This is a genomic window from Thiorhodovibrio winogradskyi, from assembly GCF_036208045.1.
GTDB lineage: Bacteria > Pseudomonadota > Gammaproteobacteria > Chromatiales > Chromatiaceae > Thiorhodovibrio > Thiorhodovibrio winogradskyi.
The window spans coordinates 2,569,579-2,581,029 of record NZ_CP121472.1; the positions used below are offsets into that span (position 1 = coordinate 2,569,579).

At 58.8% G+C, this 11,451-nt stretch carries 9 protein-coding genes and 1 tRNA gene; 8 read left to right on the forward strand and 2 right to left on the reverse strand.

Annotated elements, in window-relative coordinates; all coding sequences use genetic code 11:
• Positions 1 to 506 precede the first annotated feature (506 nt).
• From Thiowin_RS11430 to Thiowin_RS11465, 8 genes are all read left to right on the forward strand, one after another.
• Positions 507 to 1,325 (forward strand): c-type cytochrome, encoded by an 819-nt coding sequence (locus Thiowin_RS11430; RefSeq protein ID WP_408034193.1) that lies wholly within the window; start codon positions 507 to 509, stop codon positions 1,323 to 1,325.
• Positions 1,326 to 1,539: 214 nt separating this feature from the next.
• Entirely contained in the window at positions 1,540 to 1,761 is a 222-nt protein-coding gene (locus tag Thiowin_RS11435; protein WP_328987850.1) for a DUF2835 family protein, read from the forward strand.
• 237 nt (positions 1,762 to 1,998) lie between these two features.
• The gene (carA, locus tag Thiowin_RS11440; protein ID WP_328987851.1) at positions 1,999 to 3,153 is read left to right on the forward strand and encodes a glutamine-hydrolyzing carbamoyl-phosphate synthase small subunit; all 1,155 of its coding nucleotides are present in this window, start codon (positions 1,999 to 2,001) and stop codon (positions 3,151 to 3,153) included.
• A 74-nt stretch (positions 3,154 to 3,227) separates the two neighbouring features.
• Positions 3,228 to 6,434, forward strand: coding sequence for a carbamoyl-phosphate synthase large subunit (gene carB, locus Thiowin_RS11445; protein ID WP_328987852.1), 3,207 nt, complete (start codon positions 3,228 to 3,230; stop codon positions 6,432 to 6,434).
• 155 nt (positions 6,435 to 6,589) lie between these two features.
• Positions 6,590 to 7,066 (forward strand): transcription elongation factor GreA, encoded by a 477-nt coding sequence (greA, locus tag Thiowin_RS11450; RefSeq protein ID WP_328987853.1) that lies wholly within the window; start codon positions 6,590 to 6,592, stop codon positions 7,064 to 7,066.
• Entirely contained in the window at positions 7,059 to 7,415 is a 357-nt protein-coding gene (locus tag Thiowin_RS11455; protein ID WP_328987855.1) for a DUF2845 domain-containing protein, read from the forward strand. Before greA ends, Thiowin_RS11455 begins: the two co-directional genes overlap by 8 nt.
• Before the next feature lie 287 nt (positions 7,416 to 7,702).
• Positions 7,703 to 9,274 carry an AmpG family muropeptide MFS transporter gene (locus tag Thiowin_RS11460; protein ID WP_408034194.1) on the forward strand — a complete coding sequence of 524 codons (1,572 nt, stop codon included), beginning with the start codon at positions 7,703 to 7,705 and terminating at the stop codon, positions 9,272 to 9,274.
• A 679-nt stretch (positions 9,275 to 9,953) separates the two neighbouring features.
• A tRNA-Ser gene (locus tag Thiowin_RS11465) sits at positions 9,954 to 10,043 on the forward strand.
• Positions 10,044 to 10,418: 375 nt separating this feature from the next.
• On the opposite strand, the gene Thiowin_RS11470 is transcribed toward Thiowin_RS11465, so the two are convergent.
• Both Thiowin_RS11470 and Thiowin_RS11475 read right to left on the reverse strand, forming a co-directional pair.
• A complete protein-coding gene (locus tag Thiowin_RS11470; RefSeq protein WP_328987856.1) occupies positions 10,419 to 11,033 on the reverse strand; it encodes a hypothetical protein in 615 nt (204 codons plus the stop codon).
• A gap of 102 nt (positions 11,034 to 11,135) precedes the next feature.
• Positions 11,136 to 11,351 (reverse strand): hypothetical protein, encoded by a 216-nt coding sequence (locus Thiowin_RS11475; RefSeq protein ID WP_328987857.1) that lies wholly within the window; start codon positions 11,349 to 11,351, stop codon positions 11,136 to 11,138.
• Positions 11,352 to 11,451: the final 100 nt, after the last annotated feature.

Below are 11,451 nucleotides of genomic sequence, written 5' to 3' on the forward strand. Positions count from 1 at the left end.
GTGGAAATCCTCCGATGGGTCAATGTCTGGGACGCATGGGCATTTGCCCACTGGCGGTTTTTTCGCGGGGTGATAGCTGTGCCCCAAGGTACCCAGGCAATAGATGACATATCCACTGGGGTATGTGGGCAGCATCGCGAGCAGGCGGCGCAAGTTTGGGCGACAAACAATATCTAGTGTCTGGGTGGCATGTCAACCACAATATATTGTGGATAACTACAGTGATGGCTTCGGTAAGCCTTGTGGATAACCTGTGGGCCAAACAGGTGCGTAGCGCTCCAACGGCCCTTGATCAGGGGCTTTGGCCTGGCTAACGGATAACCCCACCGGGCTTGGGCGAGACAAGACGGCACCTAGGGTGCGATACTTTTTTCCAGAACCAACAAAAAAGGAGGAGAGCGTCAATGAACAACAGAAGATGGATAGGAGACGGCCAACTGAGGCCTGCGTTGGCGTGCGCTGTCATAGGCGGTTCGTTAGCGCACCGGGCATCTACCTGGTCGAGCTTGGCACTGCTGGTCGTGCTGACTTCGGCATGGGTGCCGGTCGTGGCTGGAGAGTTGGAGTTGGAGGCGGCGCTGGCGGAATATGAAGAAGCATTGTCAAAGCAGGCCGATCCGGAAAACGGACGCAAGGTCTACTTGACCTGCGCGGTTTGTCACCGCCCCGAGGGCTGGGGTACGGTCGATGGTGTCTATCCACAGATTGCCGGGCAGTTGCCGTCCGTCATCATCAAGCAGCTCGCGGATTTTCGTGCCGGCAATCGCGACAACCCGCTGATGTATCCCTTTTCAGTGCCGCGCATTCTTGGCGGCCCGCAGCAGATGGCCGATGTCGCTGCCTATGTGTCGCAACTGCCGATGACACCGCACAATGGCGTTGGACCCGGTGTGGATCTGGAGCTCGGCAAGCAGCTTTTCGGTGATCGTTGCGCCGAGTGTCATGGTGAGCGAGGGCAGGGCGATGCCGATGCGCATATTCCAGCCGTCGCTGGTCAGCATTTTTTGTACCTAGTGCGCCAGTTTGAAGCGATTCGCAGTGGCCAGCGCAAAAATGCCGATGAGGAAATGGTAAAGCAGATCAAAGGCTTTAGCGCTCGTGAGGAAAGCGCTGTGTTGGATTATGTCGCGCGCCTGCGCCCGCCGGAAGACAAGCTCGCGCGCGAGGGTTGGGCGAATCCGGACTTTCCCGGCTATGTCCGCGAGGCCATGCGCGGTGTCCCGCCGCTGCCGCCTTTCCCTGTGCGACCGCCAGAGCCGCCGCAACCGCCACAGCCACCAGCTTTCCCGCTGAGTTCTGACAGACCTCATGGTGTTGGCAATTGACAATGCCCAGCCTCGTGACCCTGGAAACAATGGTTGCCTTTGTCCGGGTGGTCGGGACAATGCAAGGTGAGCGCGGAAATGCCTGGTCGGCAGCCGAGCCAGAACTTTCAGCGTTGCTGACACTGTCAGTCAGTGATGCGGTAACGCTGGCAATGGCTTGAAGGCTGGCTTAGGCATTGGCTGTTAGATTGGCACCAGAGAACTTGTTGCCCAATTGAAGACCTTTGAGTTCAGCCTATGGATCCCACGCGAGGATCTGCTCGCCTTCTACGAAGGCCGCACACGCCGTATCAGTGTGTTGGCTAACAATGGCCAGCGTATCGAATTGCCGGCGGAGTTTTTTCGCCGCTTTGTCGATCATCGGGGTATCAAAGGGCGTTTCCGTGTGATCGTTACCGATGAACATCGCATGGTCGACATCCAGCGCCTCACGTAGGTGACAGACCATGAATCAAAGACTTCTAAATCCTGGTCGTCATCCGTTGTGCCAGCGAATGTAAAGGCGAATTAGACAGCCTTCTCGCCGAACGGGTAAGATTCCGCCCTGGATCGGGTTTGGATCGGGAGGCTGTCGCGACCATCGGGGCTGGCTCGCGTACCCTGTTCGTCCAAGCAGGTTTTGTCCGCCTTCGCGCGATCCTGTCTCGCACCATTCTGCTTTCGGAGATTTCCTGTGCAGTCAACCGCCATTTTGGTCCTGGAAGACGGTTCCGTCTTCCGCGGGAGCGCCATCGGCGCGCCTGGGGAAGCCGCCGGTGAGGTGGTGTTTAACACTGCCATGACCGGCTATCAGGAGATCCTGACCGATCCGTCCTATCTACGTCAGCTTGTCACTCTCACCTATCCGCACATCGGTAACACCGGGGTGAATGATGAGGATCAGGAGTCGCCTCGGGTGCAAGCGGCTGGACTCATTGTGCGTGATGCGCCCATGGTGGCCAGCAACTGGCGCCGCCAGCAGGATCTGGGAGAGTATCTGCGCGCGCAGGGCACGGTCGCCATCAGCGAGGTTGACACCCGCCGCCTGACGCGGCTGCTGCGCGAAAAGGGCGCCTTGAGTGGCTGCTTGCAGGCAGGCGACGGATTGGATGAGCCCAGCGCGCTGCGCAAAGCGCGGGACTTTCCCGGGCTGAAGGGCATGGATTTGGCACGGGAGATCAGCACGCCCGAAGCTTACAACTGGACGGAAGGCGTCTGGCAGCTTGATGCCAGTCGGCGCGAAATCGACGCAGCTGCCCTCCAGTCGGGGGATCCCTTGCGCGTGGTGGCCTACGATTTCGGCGTCAAGCGCAACATCCTTCGCATTCTGGTAAGCCTGGGTTGCCAGATCACCGTGGTGCCCGCGCGAACGCCCGCCGCGGATGTTCTTGCCATGAACCCCGATGGTGTCTTCCTGAGCAATGGTCCCGGCGACCCGGAGCCCTGTGATTACGCCATCACGGCGATCCGCGAACTGCTCGATAGCGACATGCCGCTCTTCGGTATCTGTCTTGGTCATCAATTGCTCGGGTTGGCCTGCGGTGCCCGCACGGTGAAAATGAAATTTGGCCACCATGGTGCCAACCATCCTGTGCAGGACCTGGCAAGCCGCCGGGTGATGATCAGCAGCCAGAACCACGGTTTCGCGGTCGATGAACAAAGTCTGCCGGAGACTGTCATGCCAACGCATCGCTCGCTGTTCGACGGCTCCTTGCAGGGCATCCACCATCGCGATCATCCGGCCTTCGGTTTTCAGGGGCATCCGGAGGCGAGCCCTGGTCCGCATGATATCGCGCCGCTGTTCGCGCACTTCATCGACCTGATGCGCGCGCATCGCCGCGCCGCCTGAAGCAGCCTTTCTGATCGTCATTACCCATACTTCATCCTCAACCCCGCCATCGCCGTGCCAGCAAGGGCCAGTTCATGCCAAAGCGTACCGACATTCACAGCATTCTGATCATTGGCGCCGGGCCCATTGTGATCGGACAAGCCTGCGAGTTCGACTACTCCGGAGCCCAGGCGTGCAAGGCGCTGCGCGAGGAGGGCTATCGCGTCATCCTTGTCAACAGCAATCCGGCCACCATCATGACCGACCCGGAAATGGCCGATGCGACCTATATCGAGCCGATCAACTGGCGGGTGCTCGAGCGCATCATCGAGACCGAGCGCCCCGATGCCCTGCTGCCGACCATGGGCGGGCAGACGGCGCTCAACACCGCGCTGGATTTGGCCCGTCACGGCGTGCTCGAACGCTTTGGTATCGAGATGATCGGCGCGACGCGGGAAGCGATTGATAAAGCCGAGGACCGCGATCTGTTCCGTCAGGCCATGCGCCGCATCGGGCTCGATATGCCGCATTCGGCCATGGCTCACAGCCTGGAAGAGGCCTTTCAGGTGCAGGGGCAGATTGGCTTTCCCGCCATCATCCGCCCGTCCTTCACCATGGGCGGCAGCGGCGGCGGCATTGCCTACAATGCCGAGGAGTTCGAGGACATCTGCCGCCGTGGTCTGGATCTGTCTCCCACGCGCGAACTGCTGATCGAGGAATCCGCCCTCGGCTGGAAAGAATACGAGATGGAAGTGGTGCGCGATCACGCGGACAACTGCATCATCGTCTGCTCGATCGAGAACTTCGATCCCATGGGAGTACACACGGGCGATTCCATCACGGTCGCGCCGGCACAGACGCTGACCGACAAGGAATACCAGATCATGCGCGATGCCTCATTGGCGGTGTTGCGCGAAATCGGGGTTGATACCGGCGGCTCCAATGTGCAGTTCGCTATCAACCCGGCCGACGGGCGCATGATCATCATCGAAATGAACCCGCGGGTGTCGCGCTCCTCGGCGCTGGCCTCCAAGGCCACTGGCTTCCCCATCGCCAAGGTCGCGGCCAAGCTGGCGGTGGGTTATACCTTGGACGAACTGCGCAACGAAATCACCGGCGGCGCCACCCCGGCGTCCTTCGAGCCGACGATTGATTACGTGGTCACCAAGGTGCCGCGTTTCGCGTTCGAGAAATTTCCCCTTGCCGATGCGCATCTGACCACCCAGATGAAATCCGTCGGCGAGGTGATGGCTATCGGTCGGACCTTTCAGGAGTCGCTGCAAAAAGCGCTGCGTGGGCTGGAGACCGACAAGGATGGCCTCAATCCCATGCTGGATCTGGCCGATCCGGCCTCGATTAAACGCCTGCGCACCGAGATTGCCCAGCCGGGCGCGGAGCGGATTTTCTATTTGACCGACGGCCTGCGCGCCGGCATGACAGCCGAGGAAATTCAGGAACTCTCCGGTATCGATCCTTGGTTCATTGCCCAGATTGAGGAACTGGTCGCCATCGCCCACGAGGTCAAGGTTCAGGGGTTTAATGCGCTCGATAAAGCCCGACTGCGCTTGCTCAAGCGCAAGGGCTTCTCTGATCGGCGCCTGGCGGCGCTGACGGGCGTGAGTGAACAGCAGTTGCGCGCGCGGCGCTGGGATTTTGGCCTGCGACCTGTGTTCAAGCGAGTCGATACCTGCGCGGCGGAATTCGCTGCCAGCACCGCCTACCTGTATTCAACCTACGAGGAAGAATGCGAAGCGCTGCCAACTACTGCCAGGAAAATCATGGTGCTTGGTGGTGGACCAAACCGTATCGGCCAGGGAATTGAGTTTGACTACTGCTGCGTGCACGCTGCTTTCGCGCTGCGCGATGATGGTTTTGAGACCATCATGGTCAACTGCAACCCGGAGACTGTTTCGACCGATTATGACACCTCGGATCGACTCTATTTCGAGCCGCTGACGCTTGAGGATGTGCTTGAAATTGTCGATAAGGAACAGCCTGCTGGTGTCATCGTCCAATACGGCGGCCAGACCCCGCTCAAGCTCGCGCGCGATCTCGAAGCCGCCGGCGTACCCATTATCGGCACTTCGCCGGATTCCATCGATCTGGCTGAGGATCGCGAGCGTTTTCAGCGGCTCATCCATCAGCTTGAGCTAAAACAGCCGCCGAACTGTACCGCGCGCAGTGAGGAAGAGGCACTCAAGCTAGCCTCCTCCATCGGCTATCCGCTGGTGGTGCGACCCTCTTATGTGCTCGGTGGCCGTGCCATGGAACTGGTCTATGACGACCAAGAACTGGCGCGCTACATTCGCTCGGCGGTCAGTGTGTCAAACGAATCCCCGGTGCTGCTCGACCGCTTCCTTGAAGACGCCATTGAGGTCGATGTCGATGCTCTGTGCGACGGCGAGCGGGTGCTGATCGGCGGCATCATGGAGCATATCGAGCAGGCCGGCGTCCATTCGGGCGACTCTGCCTGCTCCTTGCCGCCTTACACGCTGTCCGCCAGTATCCAGGATCGGCTGCGCGAGCAGATGACCCGCCTGGGTCTGGCGCTCGGCGTACGTGGCCTGATGAACGCCCAGTTCGCAATCAAGGGCGATGATATCTACATTCTGGAAGTGAATCCGCGTGCTTCGCGCACCGTGCCCTTTGTGTCAAAGTCCATCGGCCTGCCCCTGGCCAAGGTCGGCGCGCGCTGCATGGTCGGGCGCAGCTTGACCGAGCAGGGCTTGAGTGCCGAGGTTAAACCCAAGCATTTCTTCGTCAAAGAGGCGGTCTTTCCCTTCATCAAATTTCCCGGCGTCGACACAGTGCTCGGCCCGGAAATGAAATCCACTGGCGAGGTGATGGGGATAGGCGAGACCTTTGGCGAGGCATTCGGCAAGGCAGTCGAGGGTGCTGGCACCCAGCTGCCGCGGCCCGGTAATGCACTGCTCAGCGTTCGTGATGCCGACAAGCGCCGACTCGAGCGCGTTGGGCGTAGCTTGATCTCGCTTGGTTTTCAACTCCATGGTACCCACGGCACTGCCGCGGCCATGCGCGCTGCAGGTCTGCCCTGCGAGGGAGTCAATAAGGTCAAGGAAGGCCGGCCGCATATTGTTGACATGATTAAAAATCAGGATATCAGCTTCATTGTCAACACCACGGAAGGCGTCCAAGCCATCACCGATTCGGCCGAAATCCGTCGTGCCGCCCTGCAATACAAGGTGAGCTATACCACCACCATGGCGGGGGCCGAGGCGACCTGCCTGGCCCTTGAGCAGTCTGGCGCACTGCGCGTCAACAGATTGCAAGATCTTTACTGATTACAGGGTCTTTACGCCCCGCGACGACAGGGTTAGGCTTTCTTTTCATCCGGGTGACGACACCCTCCACCGTGCTCGCCGACCTGGCTCGCCGACCTGGTTCGCCACCGTCGCGCCGGCATGGTTTGATCACTACCGACCGAGGATACCAGAGCATGAACAAAGTCCCTCTGACCGTCAGGGGTGCGGAGCAGTTGCGTGAGGAATTGGACCGGCTCAAGCGGGTCGAACGCCCTCGCGTCATCGAGGCGATTGCCGAGGCACGCGCCCACGGCGACCTCAAGGAAAACGCCGAGTACCACGCCGCCCGCGAACAACAGGGCTTCATCGAAGGGCGCATTGGTGACCTCGAAGGGAAGCTGTCCAATGCCGAGATCATTGATGTGACCAAGTTGCCGGCCACTGGCAAGGTCATGTTTGGCACCACGGTCGTGGTGCTGGAAATTGAAAAAGACGAGGAACACACCTTTATCATCGTGGGTGACGATGAGGCCGATATCAAACGCGGCATGATTTCTATCAGTTCACCGATCGCCCGTTCCCTAATCGGTAAGAGCGAAGGTGATCAGGCGGTGGTGGATGCACCAGGTGGCGCCCGCGAGTTCGAAATTTTGGAGGTGCGTTATGAATAGACGCAGGTCAGCCATTGGCGCCGGAATCAAAATCCTGGTCTTTGTTGCCCTGTGGCTGGGGCTGACCTCCGCAGCCTGGGCGCTACGCTGCGGCAACCACCTGGTCTCGGAAAAGGATCCAAGTCAAAAGCTGGTGCAATACTGCGGGCAGCCAACCAGTGTTGAGAGGCTCAAGGATCGCCGAGCCGTGCGGACCTATGACAGTCAGGTCGGCGGTTATGTCACGGATTACCAGTCCATCCCTTATGAGATCTGGACCTACAATTTCGGGCCCCAGCGTTTCATGATGCGCATCACGGTGCGCGAGGGTCTCATCACCCGCATCGAATCGGCCGGCTACGGTTACTGAGAGCCGACTTCAGTTTCTGGCGTTTCCATGGATTACAATATGTGTTCATCCAGCACGAATAAGTGAAGGATGAAGATGCACGCATAAAAAAAGCGCGGCAAGTGCCGCGCTTGAAATACCACCAAAGGAGGATGGAGGAGTGTACCAAGGATCCTGCGGATCATCAGTACATCAATAGTTTCTAAAATACCGATCTTCCTGTCAAGGCGGATTCGGTCCTCTGAGCCAAATTTATTGTGCTGTGAGCATCCAAACAAGCAGTCAATCTTTAAGCTAGGAACGATTTTATGAGCCCTGAACAGGGAGTTGTGCCGCAAGCCGGGCGTCTTGCGGCGACCTTGGCCGCGTTGCGCGATAGGCGCGTGATGGCATTGGTGCTTCTCGGCTTTTCAGCCGGCATGCCCATTCTGCTGATTTTTTCCTCACTGTCGCTCTGGTTGCGGGAGGCGGGCGTCGAGCGCGGGGCCGTGACCTTTTTCAGCTGGGCCGCGCTCGGGTATTCCTTCAAGTTCATCTGGGCGCCTTTGGTCGATCAAATTCCGCTGCCCATGCTCACGCGCCTGCTCGGTCGCCGCCGCAGCTGGCTACTGGTAGCCCAGATTGCGGTGATCTGCGCCATCACACTGATGGCGATGAATGATCCATCCCAGGGGTCTGATACCTTGGTGATGATGGCATTGGCGGCCGTGATGCTGGGTTTTTCCTCTGCCACCCAGGATATAGTGATCGATGCCTATCGCATCGAAATTGCCGAGGTTCGCATGCAGGGCGTGCTATCAGCGGCCTATATTGCTGGTTACCGCGTGGGCATGGTGGTCGCTGGCGCCGGGGCGCTCTACCTGGCCGCTCGTTTTGGCTCGACAGCGGACAGCTATTCCTATGCAGCTTGGCAGCTCACCTACCTGGTCATGGCAGCCACCATGCTGATTGGTGTAGTCACCACTTTGGTGGTGTCAGAGCCTGCTGTCCGTGCGCGGCAACATCAGGGCTTTGGTGCCCTTGACTACAGCCGTCTGGTGCTGGTGTTTTTGGTGTCCGCGGCGGCCTTTGTGGCGGCGTTTTTTTTGGCTGGACACAGTTTTACAGCGGTCAAACAGGGCCTTGGCAATGACGCTCTGATCAATTTTCTGCTCGAGACCCTGCACTTTGGATTCGCCGTGGCCTCGGCCCTGGCGGTTGGCTGGTTGCTGGTGCGCCTAGGCGCTGTTGACCGGCGGATCGCGCGGGCAACCTGGGTCGAGCCAGCGCTGGATTTTTTCCAGCGCTATGGCCTGCGCACCGCGCTGCTCTTGCTGGCGCTGGTCGGGCTCTATCGCATTTCCGACATTGTGCTGGGCGTCATCTCCAATGTCTTCTATCAGGATATCGGCTTCACCAAGCCGGAAATCGCCACGGCGGTCAAAACCTTTGGCGTGGTGGTGAGCATTGCCGGCGGATTTATCGGCGGCTTAATGGCGACACGTTTTGGGGTAATGCGCATTCTAATGCTGGGTGCCGTGCTCTCGGCGGTGACCAACTTGCTGTTCATCGTCCTGGCGCATGTCGGCCACCAGTTACCCATGCTGTATGTCACCGTCGGGGCGGACAATCTCGCCGGCGGTCTCGCCAGCGCGGCCTTCGTGGCCTTCCTGTCGAGTCTGACCAATGTCTCATTCACGGCCGTTCAATATGCCTTGTTCAGCTCCCTCATGACCTTGTTGCCTAAAGTGCTTGGCGGCTACTCCGGCTCAATGGTGGATGGAATCGGCTACCCGAACTTCTTCCTCTTCACAACCCTAATCGGCGTGCCGGTGCTGCTGCTCGTCTGGTTTGCACAGCGCAGCTTGAAAGTGGCCGAAACGCCCCCGGTGAAAAAGTGAAAAGCACCAAGGGGGCAGAGGCCTTGATCATAATACAGGCTAAAATCTAATACTCCTGTCGGGTAATTTGCCTGTGACTCTCAAAAAAACATTGGGTTAGCTTAATCCAGTGCTGGCTGGAGGATCCGATGGCCCGACTTATGATCCAGGCCGGATCAGAGTACCAGATGATCACCAGAAGGCGAGGGCGGTTGGTCAGCCTTGCTCAGTGCTCGGTCTCGTCTTCCGAATAAATATTGCGCAAATAAAAAACAATAAAATCTTTAAAAACAGTACCCTAAAAGTTTTTTACAAGCGGAAAGCACATGACTACGACTTTTTTAAGTCGTTGATTTTGTTCGGTCTTTAACTTTTGTTTTCCCGTTTAAAATCAATAAGTTACGAATTGTAGTCATGTATAGTATTTTTGTGTCTCGTATATCATTACAGCCGCAACCCGCTGCAAAATGTTGCAAAGATCCGCTATAATAAGATCCTCATAGCAAGAATGCGCACACGACCAGCAGCCAGAATTCGCCTAACAGGCATCCCACAAAACTTTGCTGCGAAGCAGTAGCTTTGTGCTTTACCCTAAAACACATGGATTCATCACCCGTGGTGGCTGGAACCATGAGCGTTAGGGTGGATCGGTACCATGAGCCTTATGCTGCAATACCCCCTCATTGTTGAATGAGTATATGGAGAGGTGCCGGAGTGGTCGAACGGGCTTGACTCGAAATCAAGTGACTCCTTACGGGGTCCGTGGGTTCGAATCCCACCCTCTCCGCCATCTAATTGTGTAATGCTCTGATCCTTCAGGATAATTTCTAGAGCTTTCTCGATTCGCCCCACATTCCGCCCCACACTCGGACAGCGCTCGGGTTAACGCTGGGGGTAACATTTCGCGGGCGTTAAGGGGGGCTGTCGGGTATTTGGCGCCCGGGCGAGTGAAATCAGCCGGGTCAGCACCCGACCGGGCGAGCCGGTGACGCTGCTCGCATTAAACAATCTGTGACGCCGCGTCTCATAGGCTGCAATCTATCTGGCACGGCTTGCATGGTGCTGCGGTTGTCGATGAATGAATCTTGCATGACGCGCTCACAGGCTCATAGAGCCGTTGCAGGTGTCGGGCGGGTAATCGAGCAGGGTCAGCCGTGCGGGCCGCTCAGGCGGCTTTCCGCGAGTGCTGGCGGGCTTTCCGCGCGGGTGCGGTTGGCTCGGCTTGCGCGTCATCCTCGGCGGGTGCTGTCGGCCGGGCTTGTGCTCCCGCGCTGGCAGGTTCCGCGCTCAGTTCATCAAGCACCTGATTGAGCGAGTCTTGCAGGTGCAACTCGACGTCGCGCAGCTCATTGGCGCGTAGCAGAGTCGGGGCGATGCGAGAAGGGATCGACAGCAGGCGCGACTTCACCCGGCCGGCTTCATCTGCCCATACCTGGGCGACTTCCTTCACGTCGAGCAGCTCGCCGCGCGGGCCAAGGCCGCACCAGTCAGGCCAGAGGCTGTCATCGGGCAAGCTGGGCCAGAGGCCGGGTGGTTCGGGCAGGACATGCCAAGCGGCGAGTGCTTGCCGTTGCTGCTCGGCGAGTGCTTGCCGGTGCTCGGCTGCGAGGAATTGATCGGCGCGAGCTGCAAGCACGTCGGCATGGGCGAGCAGTCGCTCGGCATCCTCGGGCCGGTCTTGTTCGGCCGCGCGGATCGCTTCGTCGCTCTCGGCGATGGCGGCTTGCATCAATGCGGCCGGGTCATACAGCTCGGGCGTCGTGAGTGATGTCGCTAGCATGGGTCAGCTCCTGGGGTTGATTGTTCAACAAGTTTCGCGACACAAACTGTCGCAAATTGCGGGGCTCGAAACACCCGCAGGGTGGACGGCTCGGAAGTACCTTCAGGCATGCACATGCACTGTCCAGCGGCCGTCGTCTTGCCGCTGGACGCGAGAGCGGGGGAACACCCGCAGAAAGCTGTCACGCTTGCAGGGCATGCAGTTGATCGCGACCGTTTGATTGACCAGGGCGAGCACTTGGCCATAGCGCTCGCGGATGTCTTGATCCATCCGTTCGTCGGTGATGTCGGCATAAGGGCAGTTCGGGTCGGCTTGCATGGGTAAATCCTCTCAGTCAGTTGTCTCGATTGATCCACCGGGGGGTCGCCCGGCTTGCTGCTCGGTCAGCTGTCTCGGTCGATCCACCGGGGGCTAACCC

What these genes read in the sequence shown, in the direction of transcription:
- greA (WP_328987853.1), top strand. Translation starts at nt 6,590, where the DNA reads ATGAACAAAGTCCCTCTGACCGTCAGGGGTGCGGAGCAGTTGCGTGAG.
- Thiowin_RS11470 (WP_328987856.1), bottom strand. Translation starts at nt 11,033, where the DNA reads ATGCTAGCGACATCACTCACGACGCCCGAGCTGTATGACCCGGCCGCA.
- Thiowin_RS11460 (WP_408034194.1), top strand. Translation starts at nt 7,703, where the DNA reads ATGAGCCCTGAACAGGGAGTTGTGCCGCAAGCCGGGCGTCTTGCGGCG.
- Thiowin_RS11455 (WP_328987855.1), top strand. Translation starts at nt 7,059, where the DNA reads ATGAATAGACGCAGGTCAGCCATTGGCGCCGGAATCAAAATCCTGGTC.
- Thiowin_RS11475 (WP_328987857.1), bottom strand. Translation starts at nt 11,351, where the DNA reads ATGCAAGCCGACCCGAACTGCCCTTATGCCGACATCACCGACGAACGG.
- carB (WP_328987852.1), top strand. Translation starts at nt 3,228, where the DNA reads ATGCCAAAGCGTACCGACATTCACAGCATTCTGATCATTGGCGCCGGG.